The sequence below is a fragment of the Sulfuricella denitrificans skB26 genome, from assembly GCF_000297055.2.
Taxonomy (GTDB): domain Bacteria; phylum Pseudomonadota; class Gammaproteobacteria; order Burkholderiales; family Sulfuricellaceae; genus Sulfuricella; species Sulfuricella denitrificans.
Genome location: NC_022357.1, coordinates 1,260,596 through 1,281,846, shown reverse-complemented (window position 1 = coordinate 1,281,846; position 21,251 = coordinate 1,260,596). Strand labels below are relative to the sequence as shown.

At 56.4% G+C, this 21,251-nt stretch carries 22 protein-coding genes and 1 pseudogene; 4 read left to right on the top strand and 19 right to left on the bottom strand.

Annotation, left to right across the window (positions count from 1 at the left end; translation table 11 throughout):
- Positions 1 to 2: 2 nt before the first annotated feature.
- The 15 genes from SCD_RS06275 to trmJ all read right to left on the bottom strand — a co-directional run bounded on the left by SCD_RS06275 (position 3) and on the right by trmJ (position 13,808).
- Entirely contained in the window at positions 3 to 887 is an 885-nt protein-coding gene (locus SCD_RS06275; RefSeq protein WP_021035811.1) for a nucleotide-binding protein, read from the bottom strand.
- The gene (gene flhF / locus SCD_RS06270; RefSeq protein ID WP_009205953.1) at positions 880 to 2,205 is read right to left on the bottom strand and encodes a flagellar biosynthesis protein FlhF; all 1,326 of its coding nucleotides are present in this window, start codon (positions 2,203 to 2,205) and stop codon (positions 880 to 882) included. Before flhF ends, SCD_RS06275 begins: the two co-directional genes overlap by 8 nt.
- Complete coding sequence (flhA, locus tag SCD_RS06265; RefSeq protein WP_009205954.1) at positions 2,202 to 4,286, bottom strand: flagellar biosynthesis protein FlhA; 2,085 nt, start codon at positions 4,284 to 4,286, stop codon at positions 2,202 to 2,204. The genes flhF and flhA overlap by 4 nt, the downstream gene beginning before the upstream one ends.
- Positions 4,283 to 5,425: a flagellar biosynthesis protein FlhB gene (flhB, locus tag SCD_RS06260; RefSeq protein WP_009205955.1), complete on the bottom strand. Its 1,143-nt coding sequence runs from the start codon at positions 5,423 to 5,425 to the stop codon at positions 4,283 to 4,285. Before flhB ends, flhA begins: the two co-directional genes overlap by 4 nt.
- A 145-nt stretch (positions 5,426 to 5,570) precedes the next feature.
- Positions 5,571 to 5,765 (bottom strand): Fe-S cluster assembly protein IscX, encoded by a 195-nt coding sequence (gene iscX, locus SCD_RS06255; protein ID WP_009205956.1) that lies wholly within the window; start codon positions 5,763 to 5,765, stop codon positions 5,571 to 5,573.
- Positions 5,766 to 5,776: 11 nt separating this feature from the next.
- A complete protein-coding gene (fdx, locus tag SCD_RS06250) occupies positions 5,777 to 6,115 on the bottom strand; it encodes an ISC system 2Fe-2S type ferredoxin (protein ID WP_009205957.1) in 339 nt (112 codons plus the stop codon).
- Between the two features lie 3 nt (positions 6,116 to 6,118).
- Positions 6,119 to 7,987, bottom strand: a complete 1,869-nt coding sequence (gene hscA, locus SCD_RS06245; protein ID WP_009205958.1) for a Fe-S protein assembly chaperone HscA — start codon at positions 7,985 to 7,987, stop codon at positions 6,119 to 6,121.
- Positions 7,987 to 8,520, bottom strand: coding sequence for a Fe-S protein assembly co-chaperone HscB (gene hscB / locus SCD_RS06240; protein WP_009205959.1), 534 nt, complete (start codon positions 8,518 to 8,520; stop codon positions 7,987 to 7,989). Before hscB ends, hscA begins: the two co-directional genes overlap by 1 nt.
- Before the next feature lie 22 nt (positions 8,521 to 8,542).
- The gene (gene iscA, locus SCD_RS06235) at positions 8,543 to 8,866 is read right to left on the bottom strand and encodes an iron-sulfur cluster assembly protein IscA (protein ID WP_009205960.1); all 324 of its coding nucleotides are present in this window, start codon (positions 8,864 to 8,866) and stop codon (positions 8,543 to 8,545) included.
- Positions 8,867 to 8,877: 11 nt separating this feature from the next.
- On the bottom strand, positions 8,878 to 9,303 hold the full coding sequence (gene iscU, locus SCD_RS06230) for a Fe-S cluster assembly scaffold IscU (RefSeq protein ID WP_009205961.1): 426 nt from the start codon (positions 9,301 to 9,303) through the stop codon (positions 8,878 to 8,880).
- 22 nt (positions 9,304 to 9,325) lie between these two features.
- Positions 9,326 to 10,537 carry an IscS subfamily cysteine desulfurase gene (locus tag SCD_RS06225; protein ID WP_041673354.1) on the bottom strand — a complete coding sequence of 404 codons (1,212 nt, stop codon included), beginning with the start codon at positions 10,535 to 10,537 and terminating at the stop codon, positions 9,326 to 9,328.
- A 46-nt stretch (positions 10,538 to 10,583) separates the two neighbouring features.
- Positions 10,584 to 11,732 carry a cysteine desulfurase family protein gene (locus tag SCD_RS06220; protein WP_009205963.1) on the bottom strand — a complete coding sequence of 383 codons (1,149 nt, stop codon included), beginning with the start codon at positions 11,730 to 11,732 and terminating at the stop codon, positions 10,584 to 10,586.
- A complete protein-coding gene (gene iscR / locus SCD_RS06215; RefSeq protein WP_009205964.1) occupies positions 11,713 to 12,204 on the bottom strand; it encodes a Fe-S cluster assembly transcriptional regulator IscR in 492 nt (163 codons plus the stop codon). Before iscR ends, SCD_RS06220 begins: the two co-directional genes overlap by 20 nt.
- A gap of 51 nt (positions 12,205 to 12,255) precedes the next feature.
- Positions 12,256 to 13,008 (bottom strand): serine O-acetyltransferase, encoded by a 753-nt coding sequence (cysE, locus tag SCD_RS06210; RefSeq protein WP_009205965.1) that lies wholly within the window; start codon positions 13,006 to 13,008, stop codon positions 12,256 to 12,258.
- Positions 13,009 to 13,061: 53 nt separating this feature from the next.
- Positions 13,062 to 13,808: a tRNA (cytosine(32)/uridine(32)-2'-O)-methyltransferase TrmJ gene (gene trmJ, locus SCD_RS06205; protein WP_009205966.1), complete on the bottom strand. Its 747-nt coding sequence runs from the start codon at positions 13,806 to 13,808 to the stop codon at positions 13,062 to 13,064.
- Positions 13,809 to 13,878: 70 nt separating this feature from the next.
- Here trmJ and SCD_RS06200 point away from each other — a divergent pair, with 70 nt between their 5' ends.
- Positions 13,879 to 14,673: an inositol monophosphatase family protein gene (locus tag SCD_RS06200; protein WP_009205967.1), complete on the top strand. Its 795-nt coding sequence runs from the start codon at positions 13,879 to 13,881 to the stop codon at positions 14,671 to 14,673.
- Between the two features lie 11 nt (positions 14,674 to 14,684).
- Positions 14,685 to 17,245: pseudogene (gene mutS, locus SCD_RS06195) on the top strand (DNA mismatch repair protein MutS).
- A 59-nt stretch (positions 17,246 to 17,304) separates the two neighbouring features.
- Here the strand turns inward: mutS and SCD_RS06190 are convergent.
- Together SCD_RS06190 and SCD_RS06185 are read right to left on the bottom strand one after the other, a co-directional pair.
- Positions 17,305 to 17,787 (bottom strand): FKBP-type peptidyl-prolyl cis-trans isomerase, encoded by a 483-nt coding sequence (locus tag SCD_RS06190; RefSeq protein ID WP_009205970.1) that lies wholly within the window; start codon positions 17,785 to 17,787, stop codon positions 17,305 to 17,307.
- A 4-nt stretch (positions 17,788 to 17,791) separates the two neighbouring features.
- The gene (locus SCD_RS06185) at positions 17,792 to 18,256 is read right to left on the bottom strand and encodes a peroxiredoxin (RefSeq protein WP_009205971.1); all 465 of its coding nucleotides are present in this window, start codon (positions 18,254 to 18,256) and stop codon (positions 17,792 to 17,794) included.
- Between the two features lie 95 nt (positions 18,257 to 18,351).
- Between SCD_RS06185 and SCD_RS06180 the strand changes: the two genes are divergently transcribed.
- Positions 18,352 to 18,855: a DUF7931 domain-containing protein gene (locus tag SCD_RS06180; RefSeq protein ID WP_009205972.1), complete on the top strand. Its 504-nt coding sequence runs from the start codon at positions 18,352 to 18,354 to the stop codon at positions 18,853 to 18,855.
- Between the two features lie 173 nt (positions 18,856 to 19,028).
- Positions 19,029 to 19,262: a hypothetical protein gene (locus SCD_RS16070; protein WP_084607451.1), complete on the top strand. Its 234-nt coding sequence runs from the start codon at positions 19,029 to 19,031 to the stop codon at positions 19,260 to 19,262.
- A 61-nt stretch (positions 19,263 to 19,323) separates the two neighbouring features.
- Here SCD_RS16070 and SCD_RS06170 read toward each other — a convergent pair whose 3' ends face one another.
- Positions 19,324 to 20,088, bottom strand: a complete 765-nt coding sequence (locus SCD_RS06170; protein WP_009205974.1) for an MBL fold metallo-hydrolase — start codon at positions 20,086 to 20,088, stop codon at positions 19,324 to 19,326.
- A gap of 17 nt (positions 20,089 to 20,105) precedes the next feature.
- Positions 20,106 to 21,251, bottom strand: a complete 1,146-nt coding sequence (gene bamC / locus SCD_RS06165; protein WP_041673353.1) for an outer membrane protein assembly factor BamC — start codon at positions 21,249 to 21,251, stop codon at positions 20,106 to 20,108.

The window sequence follows — 21,251 nt, the reverse complement described above, 5'->3', positions numbered from 1 at the left end:
TTCTATAGGCGAAAGCCCTCCACCGCCATACGGCTGCTCTGAATCAGGCGCTGCATGAATGCATCCAAGCTCCCTTCCTCGCCTGAGGGTTGCGGCCATTGCTCCATGGTTTCCGCCAAGCCCCTGAGTGCTTTGGCTGATTCGGTGACAGGAAATGCGTCCACGACCGGCCGACAAATCCGGGCGGCCTGTCTGAGCTTCTCATCAAACGGTACATAACCCATGAAATCGAGGGATACATCGAGGAAACGCACTGCCACCTCAGCCATGTTATCGTACAGCGCCCGCGCCTCCATCTCATTCTTGACTTTGCTGATCAGGATGTGGAAACGGTGAATGGCGAAATTCTGGTTTAGCACCTTGACTAGCGCATAGGCGTCTTTGATCGAAGAAGGATGCGGGGATACCACAATCACGATTTCCTGCGACGCCAAGGAAAGCGGCAAAACATTGCTCGCAACCCCGGCAATGGCATCTACCAGTACCACATCCACCGATTTCGACACCTGACGGAATGATTGCACCAGCCAATCCTGGTCTTCCTGCCCCAATTCTCCCAGCACCCGCAGCCCATTGCCAGCGGAAACGATATTCACCCCATCCGGACCGCGCAGCATCACCTCATCCAGCGTCTTTTCGCGCCGGATCACGTGCATCAAGTCATAACGTGCAGTAAGGCCGAGCAGCGTTTCCATACTGCCTTTACCCTGCTGCTCGTCCAGCAACAGGACATGTCGACCACGCTTTGCCAGCGCCGCAGCAAGGTTGACAACAATATTTGTTTTCCCGACCCCTGCTCTGCCGCTGGTCAACGTCACCACCCGCACCGAGTCCCGTTCCAGCAAACGACGTAGTCCCTCGGCCTGATCCTGCAGGACTTCAGCCACGTAAAGCTCCCACATCGCGCTTTGCTTCCGTGTAACCAGACTCCAACCCACCAGCCGCCGCCATAACCATTGGATACTCTGCTTCCAGTGGGGTAAACGGTGAGTCTCCCTGGGCGGGTTTCAAGACCCGATCCACCAGATAAACTGGATTCGGGAGGTGCAAGTCTTCCGGCACACGCTGTCCATTGGCAACATAATGGAGCATCAATTTGTTACGGATCACCACGTCCAGTGCAGGTCCGATACTGATCGCCTCATCAATTTTTGTCAGGATGCAACCATCCATATCATCCTTTTTGTAGGAACGGACAACGTCTTCGAGCGTGCTGCCCTGTGCGTTTGCGGAAAGCAGCAATATGCGCTTGATACTGCGTCCGGCACCGGACAGAAGTGCCACCTGCTCGGAAAGGCGGCGATCGCGCTGGCTCATGCCGACCGTGTCGATCAGGATCAGATGCTTGTTCTGCAGATCTGACAGGGTGAGTTGCAAATCAGCCTCATCTTTGATCACGTAAACCGGCACACCGAGTATCTTGCCGTAGATGCGTAACTGCTCGTGGGCGCCGATCCGGTAGGTATCGGTAGTAATCAGCGCCAGACTGGCCGGGCCATGCTTCAGGGTGCAACGCGCCGCCAGCTTCGCCACGGTGGTGGTCTTGCCGACCCCTGTAGGTCCCGTCAACGCATAGACTCCACCGCGCTCGACAATGTCGTCGCCCGCCTTCACGACATGCAGGTTGTGCATCAGTGCTGCCTTCAGCCAGCGCAGACTTTTTTCCAGGTCATAGCCGGTCGGAATTTTATCCAACAACTGGCGCGATAATAACGGGCTGAACCCCACGCTCAACAGGTGACGCAATGCTTCGACCTTGGCGGGTTCCTCTCGTTGCAGTTCACCCCACGCAAAGCCGGACAGCTGGCCTTCAAGCATGCCGCGCAGGAACTTGATTTCACGGATAATTTCCTGATTCATCAGATCTGGCGGAGCATCCTTGTCCCGCGTTTCGACCACAGCTGGCATACCCTTTTCCTGCAACTCGGCGATTTGCGATCGTGAAATCGGAGAAGGGGCGACAGTGGGTGGAGGTGGAGGCTCGGTGCGGGTGAAAAATTCGGCAGGAGCCGGCCGTTCCTTGGCTGGAGGCTGACTCACCGGGTTGCCGGCAAGAGATGACACATCCATGTCCGCCACGGCCATGATCTCGATACCGCCCGCCACCTGGCGGTTGGACAAGATAATGGCATCGGCACCCAGTGCGTCCCTGACTTGTCGCAGGGCCTCGCGCGTGGTGCTGGCATGAAACTTCCGGACATTCATCCCCTACCCCCCAATACAGCAGTCACTCTTATAGTTTTGGTATCCGGCACCTCGGCATGAGAAATGACCTTGAGTTGCGGTACGGCGCGCCGCAGAAAGCGCGACATCAGTCCACGCAACGGCGCCTGCACCAGCAGTACAGCCGGCAGACCGATCTGCTCCTGGTTCTGCGCCACGGCCTGCGCCTGTGCCAGCAGATTTTCCGCCAATCCGGGTTCCAGTCCGGCGCCTTCAGAGCCCGACGTCTGTGTCGCCTGCATCAAAATACCCTCCAGGCCGGGGTCCAGCGTAATAACTTGCAGTTCATTTGTGCCCGGATAAATTTGTTGGATGATAGCACGTCCCAGTGCGACACGAACCAGAGACGCCAACTCATCGACATTTTGCGTGCGCGGCGCATGCTCGGCGAGGGTTTCAATGACAGTACGCATGTCGCGGATATGTACACCCTCGTCCAACAGGCTTTGCAGGACGCGGTGCAACGTAGAAAGGGATAATAACTTCGGCACCAGTTCCTCGACCAGCTTTGGCGATTCCTTCGCCAGATGATCCAGCAGTTGCTGCACTTCCTCGCGGCCCAGCAGTTCAGCGCTATGCGATTGGATGATGTTGGACAGATGGGTTGCAATCACCGTGCTGGCATCCACCACGGTGTAACCGAAAGTCTGTGCCTGCTCACGCAGCTCGGCCTCAATCCAGACAGCGGGGAGACCAAAGGCCGGATCACGAGTGGGCGTGCCGGCCAAATTGCCGAGCACCCGACCGGGATTGATTGCCAGAAACATGCCGACATAAGCCTCGCCCTGCCCCATCTCGACCCCCTTCAAGGCAAGGCGGTAGCCATTTGGCTTAAGTTCCAGGTTGTCGCGAATATGCACAGCCGGGACTACGAATCCCATTTCGTGGGCAAATTTCTTGCGAATGCCGCGGATACGCCGCAGCAACTCTCCATCCTGATTCCGGTCCACCAGAGGAATGAGGCGATAGCCAACCTCCAGCCCCAGAATATCCACCGGCATCACATCATCCCAGCTCACTTCGACCGGCTCGATAGATGACTGTACCGGTGCCGCAACCTCAAGCGCCTCCGGTTGCCGCGCACGCTGTTCGATGTAATAGGCTGAGCCGGCAAGCGTGGCCGCCAGCAACAAAAAGGAAAAATTCGGCATACCCGGAATCAGGCCCATTACGCCGAGAATCGTGGCAGTGATATAGAGCACCAGGGGCTGGCTAAACAACTGACCGAGCAATTGCTGGCTTAGGTCCTCGTCGGTGGAAACTCGGCTGACCACGATACCCGCCGCGGTCGAAATCACCAGTGCAGGAATCTGCGCTACCAAGCCATCGCCGATGGCAAGCAGGGTGTAAGTACTGGCCGCCGTAGCGAAATCCAGATTGTGCTGCATTACGCCCACCGCCAAGCCACCGATAATATTGATCATCATGATCAATATTCCTGCTACGGCATCGCCACGCACGAATTTGCTGGCACCATCCATTGAACCGAAGAAATCCGCTTCCTGAGAAATGGTAGAGCGACGCTTGCGTGCCTCATCCTCGCCGATCAGACCGGCGTTTAGATCAGCATCGATCGCCATCTGCTTACCGGGCATGGCATCTAAGGTGAAACGCGCACTGACCTCGGCGATCCGTCCGGCGCCCTTGGTGATCACCACGAAGTTGATAATCACCAGGATGATAAATACAGTGATCCCCACCGCATAGTTGCCCCCCACCAGAAAATGACCGAAGGCCTCGATCACCTTACCTGCAGCGTCGGGACCGGTGTGTCCTTCGAGCAACACCACCCGGGTGGAAGCCACGTTAAGCGACAGCCGTAACAGCGTGGTGACCAGCAACACGGTGGGGAATACAGCGAATTCCAGCGGCTTGGTGGTATACAGGCTGACAAGCAGCACGATCATCGCCAGGGCAATATTAAAAGTGAACAGCAGATCAAGCAGGAGAGGCGGCAGCGGCAGGACCATCATCGCCAGTATCATGATAATCAGGATCGGGCCGGCCAGTTTAGTCAGGCTCATGCCACCCGGCAGGTTCAATCCATCAACCCTGGCGTTCATGCGACTTCACTTTCTGGGTCCAGGCCCGGCGGTACAGGCAAGCTCCGTGGCAACTGCGGCGGCACACCTCCACCGGTCTTATAGCTGCGCAACTGATAGACATAGGCCAACACTTCGGCTACCGCCGTATAAAGCGCGGCCGGGATTTCCTCGCCCAGTTCGCCATGGCGGAAGAGGGCTCGGGCCAGAGGCGGCGCCTCCAGGATCGGGATATGATGCTCCTCACCCAACTCCCTGATACGGGCTGCCATCAACTCAGAACCCATAGCAACGATGACTGGCGCACCCATCAGCTTGTCCTGGTAACGCAACGCCACGGCATAATGGGTCGGGTTGGTCACGATCACGTCGGCCTTGGGCACTTCCGCCATCATGCGACGGCGCGCCATCTCGCGCTGCATCTTGCGGATTTGCGCCTTGACTTCGGGCGATCCTTCCGACTCCTTGTTCTCCTGTCGCACTTCCTCTTTGGTCATCTTCAGCTTACTGGAGTGATCCCACAACTGGAATGGCACATCAATCGCCACGATCAGTATCATTGAACTGACAATAGTCAGGAAGCTCATGCCAAGCAGGCTGCCCAAATGAGCAATACTTAGATTGACCGATTCGCCTGCCAGAGAAAACAGCGCTTCCTTATTGTGCATGATCACCCAGTATGCGACACCGCCAATCAGGGCCGACTTACCCAGAGCCTTGGCTAGTTCGACCAGGCTATTACGGGAAAAAAGGCGGCCAATCCCTTTAAGCGGGTCAAGACGGCTGAAGTCAGGTTGCAATGCCTGGAATGTGAACAGCCAGCCGCTCAGCACTATCGGTGCAAAAATTGCGGCAACGACCATCAACAGGATGAAAGGGAGGAAAGTAATCAGGGCGCTCAATGACAGTTGATGGAGGCGGGACAGCATCATCAGTGGGTCGAATACCGCTGCCCGATCCAGCATCAGACCACCACGCATCAGCCCAGCCAGACTGTTCATCAGTTGCGGGCCCATCATCATCAAGCCAGCACCGGCAGCGATCAACACTGTAAATGTCGATAGCTCGCGGGAACGGGCAACCTGCCCCTTCTCGCGAGCCTGCTCTATACGTCGTGATGACGCAGGTTCAGTTTTTTCTAAATCGCTGTCTTCCGCCATTTATCCCCCTCGGCTATAGGGCAGCGCAGGTAGCACATATGGTGTGGAGTTTACATCATTTCCACAAGATATAGTAGGGGAGCAGGTGTTTTATCGACTAGCGAAAATCCGCCTGTTAGGTAAAAGTCATGCGAGGGGGTGGGAATTAATCGATCTCGTCTATCCAGGCCATCTGGATCGCTTCAAGAATTTTCTCGTTGGATTTTTCCGGGTCGTCATCAAAACTGGACAACTCGGCAGCCCAGCGGTGCAAATCGGTAAAGCGGACATAGCGGGGGTCCACTTCGGGAAATTTTTCGTAAAGTTCGATGGCAATATCCAGCGTATCGGTCCACTTCATGACGTCCTCCTTCAGTGTGACTCGCTAGCCAGATTGATAGTGTATTTCGGAATCTCGATCACCAGATCCTGGTCCTTGACGATCGCCTGACAGGAAAGGCGCGAGGCCGGCTCCAGCCCCCAAGCCTTGTCCAGCATATCGTCCTCCAGTTCTTCGGAGGGATCCAGCGATTCGAACCCTTCGCGCACCACCACATGGCAGGTGGTACAGGCGCACGACTTCTCGCAGGCATGCTCGATTTCGATGCCGTGCTCAAGCAGGGTGTCGCAGATGGATACGCCGGGCTTCGCATCTATCAACGCGCCATCGGGACAAAGTTGTTCGTTAGGTAAAACTATCAGTTGGGGCATAATTTAAATCTCAAGTTCTTCCATTTTATGGCCAGTCAGTGCCTTTTGTACGCTCTGGTCCATGCGTCGTCCGGCAAACATCTCGGAAATATGGTTCAGTTTTTCGATCTGCTCTTTGATTAGCTGATGATTAGATCCTTCCAGGGCCCGGCGCAGCGCCGCCATTCCCTCATCGATCTCGGCACGTTCTGCAGCACTGAGCAAACTGTCGCCATTTTCATTCAGCGCCGCCTCGATCGCCTCAATCAGACGCCCGGCATCGACCTGCTGCTCGCGCAATGCGCGCGCAGCCATGTCGGACTTGGCATTTTCCTGGGAAGTGAGCAGCATTCGGGCAATTTCATCATCGCTGAGGCCATAGGATGGCTTCACCACGACCGAAGCCTCCACTCCACTGCTCTTTTCACGCGCGGACACACTGAGCAGACCATCGGCATCCACCTGAAAGGCGACACGGATACGCGCACCACCCGCCACCATCGGCGGGATCCCGCGCAGTTCAAATTTGGCCAGAGAACGACAATCGCTCACCAGTTCGCGTTCGCCCTGCACCACATGGATGCTCATCGCGGTCTGACCATCCTTGTAGGTAGTAAATTCCTGGGCGCGTGCCACGGGAATGGTGGAGTTGCGCTGTATGACCTTCTCCACCAGCCCGCCCATGGTTTCCAGACCCAGAGAAAGCGGAATCACATCGAGCAACAGCCAGTCATCGCCGGAGCGATTTCCGGCCAGCACATTAGCCTGGATCGCTGCCCCCAGCGCGACCACTTTGTCCGGGTCGAGATTGTTGAGCGGCTCCTGGCCGAAAAACTGGCCAACCGCGTGCTGGATCTGGGGCATACGCGTCGCCCCGCCCACCATCACCACGCCCTTCACTTCTTCAGGTTCCAAACAGGCATCGCGCAATGCTTTTCGGGTAGGTGCCAGAGTCTTGTTGACCAGGCTGCTGGTGATATCGGTAAAAGTTTCGGAGGTGAGTGTGAGATCCACCATTTCACCGGCGCCCAGTACCGCGGTGATGCGTACTTCGGGACGAAAGGTCAGGTCTTCCTTGGCTTCGCGCGCGCGGGTCAGGAGCAGGCGAGTATCCTGCGGCTTCACGCCGGACAATTTAGCCTGCTCAAGTATCCAGCAATAGATGCGGTGGTCGAAATCATCGCCGCCCAGTGCGGAGTCGCCGTTGGTCGCCAGCACCTCGAACACACCCTTGGACAATCGCAGAATGGAAATGTCGAAAGTACCACCGCCCAGGTCGTAAACGGCATAAATACCTTCAGCCGCATTATCCAGCCCATAGGCGACCGCGGCTGCGGTAGGTTCGTTCAGCAGGCGCAACACGTTGAGTCCGGCCAGCCGGGCCGCGTCCTTGGTGGCTTGGCGCTGGGCATCATCAAAATAGGCAGGCACCGTGATCACCGCCCCCACCAGATCGCCGCCCAGCGCCTTCTCGGCGCGATCGCGCAGCACTTTGAGGATATCGGCAGACACTTCGACCGGGCTTTTCACGCCGGCCACGGTCTTGAGCTGCACCATGCCGGGCGCATCGACGAACTGGTAAGGCATGCTACCGGCGTCGGGAAGGTCGCGCAGCCCCCTGCCCATGAAGCGCTTCACCGAAACAATGGTGTTATGGGGATCCCGGCTTTGCATCGCCTGTGCGGGATAGCCGACCTCGGTGCTGCCGTCCTCGTGATAACGCACCACCGATGGCAACAATCCGCGGCCATTCTCGTCATGCAGCACAACGCTCATGCCGCTCCTGACCGTTGCCACCAGGGAATTGGTCGTGCCCAGGTCTATCCCCACCGCCAGCCGATGCTGGTGTGGCGCGGTGCTCATGCCGGGTTCTGCGATTTGCAACAAAGCCATTATGCGTCCAAAGCCTCCAGCGCGTAGTTGATTTCCTCGCGCAATTTTTCCATGAATTTAAGCTCGCGGACAATTTCCGCAGCCTTCGGATAATTCTTTTCTTTATCCAGCAAATCAGCCAACTGGTGTTGCTGCACCTGAATCTCGGCGCGCAGCTGGCCACTCAAATGTTCCAGTTCGGGCGCATCGTTGGCCGCCCTGGCTTCGCCGATCGCCTCACGCCACTCCATCTGCTGCATCAGGAAGGCCGGTGACATCGCCGTATTGGTTTCCTCGTGGATATCGACGCCATTCAAGTGCAGCAAATAACGCGCCCTGCCGAGAGGCTGCCTGAGTGTCTGGTAAGCCTCGTTGGCCTGTGTCGACCATTGCATCGATAGCCTGCGCTCTGCATCGGAAAGGTGCGCAAACTTGTCGGGATGGATCTGACTCTGGATGTCACGATAAGCCTGCTCCAGCTGGATCGTGTCGATCTGGTAGAGCGGCGGAATACCGAACAGCTCGAAATGGTTCCTGCTGAAATCAAAATTCATTGCGTGCCATTCATGGTTCCGCCTAGAAGCCGACGCTCTCACCGCAACCGCAGGCGCTCTTGACGTTAGGGTTGTTGAACTTAAAGCCCTCGTTCAGCCCTTCACGCACGAAATCCAGCTCGGTGCCTTCAAGATAAACCAGGCTCTTCGGGTCAACGAGAACCTTCACTCCGAAGCTTTCAAACTGGCTATCGGTGTCGTTAAATTCATCGGCGAACTCCAGCGTATAGGCCATCCCGGAACAACCGCTGGTGCGTACACCCAGTCGCAAACCCACTCCCTTGCCACGCTTTTCAATATAGTTCTTGATATGGGTAGCGGCCTTCTCGGTCAGGGTAACTGCCATGCTTTATCTCCTTATTTAGAACAATCCGAACCTGTGCAGGCTGCGGTTTCAACCATCGCGCCATGTTTGGACTTGTAATCGGCCACCGCAGCCTTGATGGCGTCTTCCGCCAGCACCGAGCAGTGTATCTTCACCGGCGGCAACGCCAGTTCTTCCGCAATCTGGGTGTTTTTGATGGTGAGTGCCTCGTCCAGGGTCTTGCCCTTGACCCATTCGGTCACCAGCGAGCTGGATGCGATCGCCGAGCCGCAGCCGTAGGTTTTGAACTTCGCATCCTCGATCACACCGTCCTTGTTCACCTTTATCTGCAGCTTCATCACATCGCCACAGGCGGGCGCCCCGACCATGCCGGTGGCCACACCGGCATCATCCTTGCCAAAGGTCCCGACATTACGGGGATTTTCATAGTGATCCAATACTTTTGTGCTGTAAGACATAATAACTCTCCTTCAAAAAACCTTAATGGGCAGCCCACTGTACGGTGCTTAAATCGACGCCTTCCTTGAACATGTCCCACAGTGGAGACATTTCGCGCAAGCGTCCAATCTTCGCCTTCACCAGATCAATCGCAAAGTCGATCTCTTCTTCAGTGGTAAACCGACCTATCGTGAAGCGGATCGAACTGTGCGCCAGCTCGTCGCTGCGACCCAGTGCACGCAGCACATAAGACGGTTCCAGACTCGCAGAAGTGCAGGCTGAGCCGCTGGAAACCGCGAGCTCGCGTATCGCCATGATCAGCGATTCACCCTCGACGAAGTTAAAGCTGATATTCAGGTTATGCGGAACCCGTTGCTCCATGTCGCCATTGACGTGAGCTTCCTCGATTTGCGACATCCCCTTGTAGAGCCGGTCGCGCAGGTAGCGAATACGCTCGTTCTCGGCGGCCATTTCCTCACGCGCGATGCGGAACGCCTCGCCCATACCAACGATCTGGTGCGGAGCCAAAGTACCGGAGCGCATCCCACGTTCGTGGCCGCCGCCGTGCATTTGCGCCTCCAGACGGACGCGCGGCTTCCGCTGCACGTACAGAGCACCGATGCCTTTCGGCCCATAGGTCTTGTGAGCAGAGAAGGACATCAGATCGACTTTAAGTTTGGCCAGATCTATCGTCACCTTGCCAGTGCCCTGAGCGGCATCAACGTGAAAAAGCACACCCTTGGCACGGCAAACCTCACCCAGTGCAGCGATATCCTGAATCACCCCGATCTCGTTGTTGACCAGCATGACGGAGGCGAGAATGGTGTCCGGGCGCAGGGCTGCCGTGAATTTCTCCATATCCACCAGGCCGTTCGTTTCCGGCATGAGATAGGTGACTTCATAGCCTTCGCTCTCGAGGTGGCGCATGGTATCGATCACCGCCTTGTGCTCGGTCATCACCGTGACCAGATGCATGCCCTTACCCTTGTAAAAGTGCGCAGCACCCTTGATGGCGAGGTTGTTCGATTCAGTTGCACCCGAGGTCCAGATGATTTCCTTGGGGTCGGCATTGACTAGCTTGGCGACCTGCTCGCGCGCCTCCTCAACAGCCCTTTCCGCATCCCAGCCGAACTCATGTGAACGACTCGCCGGGTTACCGAAATGCTCAGTCAAATAAGGAATCATTTTTTCCGCCACTCGCGGATCGACCGGCGTAGTTGCAGAATAATCCAGATAAATCGGTTGCTTAATCATTTTCCACTTCTCCACTTTCCCAAAGTTCCTGTTCGCTTGGGGCGGCTCAAACCGCAACCGCCACCAGCCTTTTCAGCCCGAGAATCTCGCCCTGCATTACTCGCAAGAATCGCTCGATCTGACTCATTTCATTATCCCTGCCCAGGCTGATGCGCACTGCACACCGCGCCAACTCCCGCTCAACACCCATAGCCAGCAATACCGGACTCGGGTCAGTACCACCGCTCGAGCAGGCTGACCCACTGGCCACCGCAAACCCAGCGCGGTCTAGCGCCATCACCAGCGTTTCGCCCTCAATACCCGGAAAGGCAAAATAACTGGTATTAGCCAAACGCTCGGCACCAGCACCGAACAGCACCGCACCCATGGTCCGTAGCCCCTGCTCCATCTGCTCCCGCATTTGCTGGAGTTTATGCGGAAGCTCGGTCAGACGACTCGTTGCCAGCGCACAAGCCGCACCGAAACCGACGATCGCCGGCACATTCTCGGTACCGGCTCGCAAGCCCTTCTCATGCTCGCCACCCGTGATTTGCGGCTTGATATCGAGGCGCTTGTTCAGAACCAGTGCACCTATCCCTTTCGGCCCGTATACCTTGTGCGCGGAAATCGTCATTGCATGTACGTTCAACGCAGAAAAACTGACAGGCATCTTACCCAGCGCCTGCACCGCATCGGTATGCACCGTTGCACCAACGCTTCGCGCCAGTTCCGCCACCGCCGCCACATCCTGCACCACACCGGTTTCATTGTTGGCCAGCATCACTGATACCAACCCGGTAACCGACTCACGCAGCGCAATTTTCACATCATCCATTTCGAGCCGGCCTACGCTGTCCACCGCCAACCTCCTCACCTGCCAACCCTGCTCGCGCAACTCCTGTGCCGGTCGGGTCACGCTCGGGTGCTCCACCGCGCTCACCGCGATCTGAGAAGGCGGGCGCCGCACCGCCGCACCTTTAATCAGCAGATTGTTAGCTTCGGTACCACCACTAACAAAAACCACCTGAGAAGGATGCGCGCCGACCAAATCTGCCACCTGCTCACGCGCATCGTCCACCGCTTTGCGCGCTACCCGCCCATACTCGTGACGGCTCGAGGCATTACCATAATGCTCCCGAAAAAAAGGCAGCATTGCCTGCAACACACGCTCATCGAGCGGCGTAGTGGCATTATGGTCAAAGTACGCTGGCAACATCCGTTTTAGTCCCGGTTTTACGTCTCGACACAGACTGGGTATGATCATGTATCTCTGCAACGCCCGTCGCACGTTGTTGCGCCACCAGGTGTGCCAACGTAACCGAGGCCAGATAATCGTAAATTTTTCCGTTCAGATTGGTCCACAATTCATGGGTCATACATTCGTGCTCGTCGTGACAGTTGCCCAGTCCGCCACATTGCGTAGCATCAATCGGTTCATCCACCGCCTTGATGATTTCCGAGACTGCGATATCGTCAAGATTTTTGGCCAGATAATAACCTCCACCCGGCCCGCGCACGCTCTCCACTAGCGCATGACGACGCAGCTTGCCAAACAGCTGCTCGAGGTAAGACAGGGAAATTTTTTGACGCTCGCTGATCCCGGCCAGAGTTACCGGCCCGCCACCCCGGCGTAAGGCCAGATCAAGCATTGCGGTTACCGCGAAACGTCCCTTAGTTGTCAGTCGCATATTATTTCCTTCCCATGAATTTACGCTGCAACTTTATAATACCTTATTATTTTAGTCAACTATTTTGTTCAAATAGTTCGCATCGAACTGATCCTTGGGTGGCGCCAGCGGCTCCAACTCGACTCCCATCTTCTTCAACTGCGCCAGAATCAGCTCGACGCGCTGGTCCAGCACCACGGTGTGGTCAAGCAGACCGTGAATCGCCTTGACTACCGGATCGTTCATGTCAGCACTAATCGCATAGGCGGAAAACCCCATCTTCTGGGCTTTGCTTTCACGCATTTCCGCTTGCGTCGGATCGATATTTCGCGCCGGAATACCGACCGCCGTGGCACCTGCCGGAACATCCTTCACCACCACCGCATTGGAGCCAACCTTGGCGCCATCACCGATGAAAATCGGACCAAGGATTTTGGCTCCGGCACCGACCACTACCCCCTTGCCAAGCGTAGGATGGCGCTTGCCCTTGTTCCAGGAGGTGCCGCCCAGTGTAACTCCATGATAAAGCGTAGAATCATCGCCGACCTCGGCGGTCTCGCCGATGACCACGCCCATGCCGTGGTCGATGAACACACGCCTTCCGATTTGCGCGCCAGGATGGATTTCAATGCCGGTCAGCCAGCGCCCCAGGTGCGAAACAAAGCGCGCCAGCCACTTCAGGTTCCAGCACCATAGACGTTGCGCAAGGCGGTGCACCAATAGCGCGTGCAGACCCGGGTAGGTCGTCAGCACCTCCCAGGTGGAGCGAGCGGCAGGGTCCCGCTCGAACACGACCGATATGTCTTCACGCAAATGATCGAACATCACTCTATTCCGAAATATAAGGAAAATATTATATTCCAGACTCCTTTAGTCAACTATGGGTTTTTTCGATTATTTGTGAATTTTTCCACCGAAGTCAAAATCCCACGCAGGATGCTGACCTCTTCCTTTTCCGGGCGAGCCCGTGCAAACAACCTTCTCAACCGCTGCATCAAGCGCCCGGGGCAAGCCGGATCGAGAAAACCGGTGTCTACCATGGTCTGCTCCAGGTGCTGATAGAACCGCTCCACATCTTCGAAACTGGCGGCTTCCATCGCCTTTGCAGGAAGCGTTTCAGTCGCACCAAGATAGGCCATGCGTAGTTCGTAAACCAGAATTTGCACCGCAGAGGCCAGATTCAGCGAGGTAAACTCCGGGTTGGCGGGGATGGTGGCAAGCATTTGGCACTTATCCAGTTCGGCGTTGGACAGACCCGACATCTCGGTACCGAACAGTAGCGCCACATCCCCCTGGACAGCAAGATCGAGCATGCGGGATGCCACTTGATGCGCTGATAGCATTTCGTGGGAAAGATCGCGCCGCCGGGCGGTTACCGCAACGGCAAGCACCGTACCGGCCAAAGCTTCGTCCAGGGTAGCGCAAACCTGTGCATTCTCCAGCACATCCACCGCTCCGGCAGCGCGCGCATCCGCAACCGGATCGGGAAAAGACTTGGGGTTGACCAGATAAAGACGCTCCAATCCCATCGTCTTCATCGCCCGCGCAGCCGCACCGATGTTGCCAGGGTGACTGGTATGACTGAGCACGATGCGAATGTTATTCAGAGCATTGGGTTTCTTCATCCGTGGTTTCCCTTTAAAATAGCGGTGATGCGCTCAGCGTTTTGTTCCTTAAACTTTCCCAGGATAACCCATGCATCCCATGCTCAATACCGCGGTCAAGGCCGCGCGCCGCGCCGGTCAGATCATCAACCGCGCCTCCCAGAACCTGGATTCGCTCACGGTCAAACACAAGAGCTTCAATGATTTTGTCAGCGAAGTAGATCAAAAAGCGGAAGATGCCATCAAGGAAGTCCTGCTGGAAGCCTACCCGAAACACGCGATTTTAGCAGAAGAAAGCGGCATGCAGGGCGACTCGGAGTTCCAGTGGATCATCGACCCGCTCGACGGCACAACCAATTTTCTCCATGGCTTTCCGCAGTATTCGGTTTCAATTGCCATGCAGCACAAGGGCGTCCTGACCCATGCCGTGGTCTACGACCCCAGCCGCAACGACCTGTTTACCGCCACGCGCGGCGCCGGGGCATTTCTCAATGATCGCCGCCTCCGCGTCAGCCGCTGCGAATATCTGAAAGATGCCTTGATCGGCACCGGCTTCCCTTTTCGCGACTTTACCCATCTCGACGCCTATCTTGGCATCTTCCGTGAACTGATGCAGAAAACCGCCGGCCTGCGCCGGCCTGGTTCAGCCGCGCTTGACCTGGCCTATACCGCCGCAGGTCGCTTCGACGGCTTCTGGGAATTCGACCTGAACACATGGGACATTGCCGCCGGCGCGCTTCTGGTGCAGGAAGCAGGCGGACTGGTGGGCGATTTTCAAGGCGACGCTAACTATCTGGAAAGCGGCAACATCGTTGCCGGCAATCCTAAAGTGTTTGTGCAGCTACTCCAGACTATCGCCCCCCACCTGACGGCAAAGGCCAAATAAAGCCACTCCCCATGAATTCCCCGGAGGATCTTTCCCGGCATACCCCGATGATGCAGCAGTATCTGCGCATCAAGGCGGAACACCCCGACATGCTGCTGCTCTACCGCATGGGGGATTTCTACGAGCTGTTCTTCGAGGATGCGGAGAAGGCTGCGCAACTGCTGGACATCACCCTCACCACCCGCGGCGCAACGGCGGGACAACCGATCAAGATGGCGGGCGTGCCCTACCATGCCGCCGAGCAGTATCTCGCCAAGCTGATCAAGCTCGGGATGACGGTAGCGATCTGCGAGCAGATCGGCGATCCGGCTACCTCCAAAGGCCCGGTGGAACGCAAGGTGATGCGCATCATCACGCCCGGCACCTTGACCGACGCAGCGCTGCTCGACGAAAAGCAGGATAAGTTGCTACTCGCGCTGGTTCCAGGGAAAAACATTCTGGGATTGGCCTGGCTCAATCTCGCCAGCGGGCGTTTCAGCGTCGCAGAAATTCGTCCGGACAGCCTCGATGCGACGCTGGAGCGCCTCAAACCGGCGGAAATTCTGCTGCCAGAAAACTACGTCCATACCGCGCTGGAAAACCTGAAATGTGTGCGCAGAACCCTGCCTCCATGGCAGTTCGATTACGACTCAGCTTTGCAAAGGCTATGCCGGCAATTCGCCACCCTAGATTTGCAGGGCTTCGGTTGCAATGATCTGCACTGCGCCATCGAGGCCGCGGGCGCCTTGCTGGAATACGCGAAAAGCACGCAGTGTGGTGCGCTGCCGCATATTCGTGGCTTGCAGGTCGAGCGTGAAAACATCTACGTATTGCTCGACGCCGCCGCCCGGCGCAATCTGGAAATTTCAGAAACCCTGCGCGGCGAGCCCGCCCCGACACTCTACTCCCTGCTCGATACCACCGCCGGCAGCATGGGCAGCCGCCTGTTACGACACTGGCTGCACCATCCCCTGCGCGACCGCGCAGAACTGCGCGCCCGGTTCGACGCCATCGCCCGGCTGATCGGCGAATCCGGTGCACCCGCCTATGCTCAGACCCACCAGGGCCTGAAGCAAATCGCCGACATTGAGCGTATCACCGCGCGCATCGCGCTAAGATCCGCACGACCCAGAGACCTTGCCGGTCTGCGCAATAGCCTGTTGGCCTTGCCGCCAATCGCAGGAGAGACGGCGCTGCTCGACAGCCCACGCCTGACACTGCTGGCAAATCAGCTACATGCACCGGAAACCCTGGTCACCGAGTTAACCCTGGCGATCCAGCCCGAGCCGGCAGCGGTGTTACGCGAAGGTGGCGTTATCGCCACCGGCTATGATGCCGAACTTGATGAACTGCGCGCAATCCAGAGCAACTGCGGCGAGTTCCTGCTGGCTCTTGAAGCCAGGGAGCGCGAACGCAGCGGCATCAGCAATCTGAAAGTCGAATACAATCGGGTACACGGCTTCTACATCGAGGTCACGCGCAGCCAGGCCGATGCGGTGCCGGACGACTACCGCCGGCGCCAGACGCTGAAGAACGCAGAACGCTTTATCACGCCGGAGCTGAAAACTTTCGAGGACAAGGCCCTGTCAGCTTCTGAGCGGGCGCTGGCGCGCGAGAAAATGCTGTACGAGTCGCTACTGGACAACCTGGCGCCGCATATTCCGGCGCTGCAGGAGATTGCCGCAGCGGTGGCCGAACTTGACGTGCTGGCTGCGCTTGCCGAGCGGGCCGAAACCCTGGGCTGGGTTGCACCTGAATTCACCGACAACGCAATGATCGAGATAACGGGCGGCCGCCATCCGGTGGTAGAAGCCCAAACCGCCAACTTCATCGCCAACGATTCTTTGCTTTCCCGCACCCGTCAGATGCTGCTGATTACCGGCCCGAACATGGGCGGAAAATCCACCTACATGCGCCAGACTGCGCTGATCGTTCTGCTCGCTCACTGCGGCAGCTTCGTCCCGGCAGCCCGCGCAAAAATCGGCCCTGTTGACCAGATCTTCACCCGCATCGGCGCCTCCGACGACTTGGCCGGCGGACGTTCCACCTTCATGGTAGAAATGACTGAAACAGCCGATATTCTGAACAATGCCACCGAAAACAGCCTGGTGTTGCTTGACGAGATCGGGCGCGGCACTTCAACTTTCGACGGCCTCGCCCTAGCTTGGGCAATCGCCCGCCATCTGATCGAAAAAACCCGCTGCCACACCCTGTTCGCCACCCATTATTTCGAGCTGACCCGGCTGACGCAGGAATTCAGACAGATCACCAACGTCCACCTCGATGCACTGGAACACCGCGACCACATCGTGTTCCTGCACAGCGTACAGGAAGGCCCGGCAAGCCAGAGCTATGGCCTTCAGGTGGCGGCGCTGGCGGGCGTACCTGCACCGGTAATCCAGGCGGCGAAAAGCACCTGCTGCAGCTAGAGCAGCAAGGCATCAGTAACGGCATTCAGGGGGATTTGTTCGTCGAGACGCCGCAGGTTGCGGCTCCTTCGGCACTGGAAGAAGCGCTACTCGAGGTCGAGCCCGACGAGCTCAGTCCCAAGGCAGCGCTGGAGTTGATTTACCGATTAAAAAAGATGCTTTGACCCAGAAAAAGTAATGGGTGATGGTTTTCATTACCTACCACCCATTACCGATCACTTAATCAATGATGGTGGCCATGCTCGCCATGCACATGACCATGGGAGAGTTCCTCGGAAGTGGCGGGGCGAACGCCCTCAACGGTGCCCTTGAATAGCAGGGTCTGGCCGGCCAGGGGATGGTTTCCATCGATCACCACGCTTTCTGCAGTGATTTCTTTCACCGTGAAGACCAGATCTTCATCCGAACCTTCTGCGCCGGCCTGAAACTGCATGCCAACCTCGATCCCGTCCATCGGGAAAGCATCGCGTGGTTCGACCCGCACCAGTTCATCCTCATATTCACCGAAGGCGTTTTCCGGATCCATTGACACTGTAACGGTTCCGCCCTCAGCAACGCCTTCCAGCGCTTCCTCCACGGTAGGGAATATTCCGTCATAGCCACCATGCAGGTAACTAATGGGTTGATCGCTTTTTTCCAGAAGCTTACCGGTACTATCACTCAATTCGAAACTGAGAGTCACCACCGAGTTTTTTGAAACCTGCATAAACTTACTCCATCGCTTTGATTAAATTGATTACTTCTGCTGCGTGACCACGCGGATTTACACCATAGAGCACGTGCCTGAGAATGCCGTGCTTGTCGATGATGAACGTGGAACGCAATATCCCCATTTTTTTCACACCGTCTTTTTCCTTCTCCTGCCACACGCTATATTTCTCGCACACCTTGCCTTCCTCATCCGCCAGCAGACGGACCGACAGGCCATGTTTATCGCGAAAGGCAGCATGGCTGAGACAGTCATCCCGGCTCACTCCAAGCACAACGGTATCCAGCCGGGCAAACTCACTATCCAGATCGCTGAAATCTATGGCCTCGATGGTGCAGCCCGGCGTATCGTCTTTCGGATAAAAATACAGCACGGCATTCTTGCCCTTGTACGCGGAGAGTTTGACCATTTCCATATCCGCATCAGGCAGGCTGAATCCGGGGGCAGGCTGTCCGACTTGCAACATAACAACTCCTTCACGGCAGATCCACATTTTAAACGAATTCTCCCGGGTTGGAAGAGACATGCCATAATTAAACCCAGATTACTGGGGAGGATACCATGACAGAAAACCCGGAAAAACCCGTCTTGCTACATAGACAATTAAACAGCACGGTAGACTATACGGAAGCGCTCGATACCCTGATCGAACTCGCTCGTCACCGCTTGCGCATTTTCGATTACAACCTGGAAGATGGCGGTTACACCACGTTACGCCGTTACGAATTACTGCGCACCTTTCTGCTGGCAAGCCGCAGCAATCGCCTGGAAATTGTACTGCATGACAGCGACTACCTGACCCGCTTCTGTCCGCGCATATCCAGCCTTCTCAAGCAATTCAGCCACGCCATCACCATCCAGGAAACCACTCCGCAAGCAAAAGGCATTTACGACCCCTTTGCTATCGCCGATGAAGCCTGCTTCTTGCATCGCTTCCATTATGACAATCCACGCGCGTTGCTCGCACTCAACGATATTGAAGGCAGCCACGTACTGATCAAGCGTTTCGAGGAAATCCGGGCCGCGTCTGTGCAGGCAATTACCACAACAACACTGGGATTATAATTATTAGTAATAATACGTAATAAGACACTAGAATTATTTAACAAACCTGCTAAAATTGCGGAATCGGTTGGACATCGTTGATGTGAAAGCCGATTTGCATCAATGATATTTAAATTGTATAAATAGCGTGTAGTCAAATCTTAAAACCCAAGTTTTTATTAAGGAAACAATAAATGAAACATTCCATTCTGCTCGCCGCTCTGTTGGCCCTGACCTTGACCGCTTGCGGCAAAAAAGAAGAAGCTGCTGTTGCCCCTGCTGTTGAAGCTCCTGCTGCAGTCGCTCCAGTTGTTGAAGCTCCTGCTCCTGCCGCTCCTGCTATGGAAGCGCCTGCCGCTCCTGCTGCTGACGCTGCTGCACCTGCCGCTCCTGCTGCTGACGCTGCTGCACCTGCTCCAGCCAAGTAAGCTTCACGGCTCAGCAAAAAAAAGCCGGCCTACGGGCCGGCTTTTTTATTTCACTCCGCCGCTAAACAATCTGGCGCCAGCCAAACCCATCCAGTTGATCGGCCACCCCGATCCATTCCGGCTCACAATTTAGAACATCACTCAATGCGGCGCGGGCAAGCTTCGGCGTATTGTTCTTTTCGCTAAGATGCGCAGCAATCAAGTGCTGCAACTTACTGTTATCCAGACTTGCCAGCAACCTGGCCGCCATGCCGTTATCGAGATGGCCGAAACGGCCCGCAACCCGCTGCTTCAGCATGGGCGGATAAGACCCATCGCGCAACATGTCAGAATCATGATTGCATTCCAGCACCAGCGCATCGCAGCCACTCAGAATGGCTTCGATATGTGGCGTGGATCCGCCGGTATCGGTCAGCACGCCCAATCTTTTGCTACCGCTGCTAAAGGCATACTGCACCGGCTCGCGAGCATCATGGGGAACGGGGAAAGGCTGCACTTCGATCTCGTCTGCCTGAAATACACTGTGGCCATCAATCAGACGAATATCTGGCAGGGTTTGCGCAAGGGGGTGGTTTGTGAAGGTGCCGTGAGTCAGCCATACCGGCAACTCATACCGGCGCGCGAATCTGACTGCACCGCCGATATGATCGGTATGTTCGTGAGTGATGAGGATACCGGTCAGGTCTTCCGGCTGTAAATTGAGGCGCGATAGCCGAGCAACCGTTTCCCGGATGCCGAAACCGCAGTCTAGAAGCAAGCGGGTTTGCTTGACCTCGACCACCAGGGCATTGCCCCGGCTGCCGCTACCCAGAGATGCGAAACGCATTGACGCGCCCCGCAGTATTATTTTAACTGCTCTAACAGCAAGTTAAGAATTCTGGTTGCAGTCTCGGAGTTGTCAACCGCACCGTCCTTGTTCAAAATATTGACCGCACTACCCTCGCTCGTGGCCATTACCTGTATACGGTACTGCTCCTGCTTGTCCTGGTTTTTGCTATCGCTTTTCCAGAAGGCTAGCTTGGACATGAAACCTTTTTCATCCTTCTTGCCATCAATATCGGGGTCGACATAGCGAACGAAATACAGCCCCTTGGAGCGGTCACGATCAACCACGGTAAAGCCGACCCGGTCAAGAGCCAGTCCGACACGACGCCAGGCACGATCAAAAGTATCGTATACCGTTAGGCTACCGGCACCTTCCTGAGTACGCGTCACCTTGGCCCGCTCGCGCTTGCCATCTGCCACCATCATGGCCTGGGAACGCACCTCATCGACTCCGAAGCGCACCATCAAGCGACGCAACATGTCGGCCTCAAGTTCCGGGTCGGCTGGGCGTGGCTGCCACACGGTCCGGTTACCGCCATCGCCACCTTCGATCACTTCGTACATGCCGCGATGGCTGATATAGATTTCAGTAGTGCCCTGCTCTACTCCGCGTTCCAGTCGGGTGCGGAATTTATCGCGTTCGGCAGTGGAATAAAGCCCATCCATGACCTTACTCAACACGCTACGAATCGCATCCTGAGGAATTTTGGCGCGGTTTTCCGCCCAGTCAGTTTCCATCACACCGGATTCAGGCACTTCCAATTTTATGAGGAAACCATTTTCCTGCCAGAACTCCTTGGCAACCGGCCATATCTGCTCAGGCGTAGCATTCACCACCAACCAGCGCTGCGAGCCCGCACGTTCCACCCTGACCTTGTCCTGAGAGGGCAGAAGATTGGACGTCGCCACCGTAGTCTGTGGCTGACCCGCTCTTTCCTTGTTGTACACTGACAAGGTAGCACTGCCTTGCGGGCTGACATCGGGCACGGCAAAACGGTTATCCGCTGTCGGCGAAGTCAGGTCGGGCGGAATTTCCAGTGGCGGAAGCTTGCCTGCCGACTTGTAGTCAATCTTTTTACTCTCCAGCAAGGACGTCGAACCGCAACCCGCCATTAGCGCGACCGCTGCTATCACCACAAATGAAGACCAGAACCTGTTATTCAT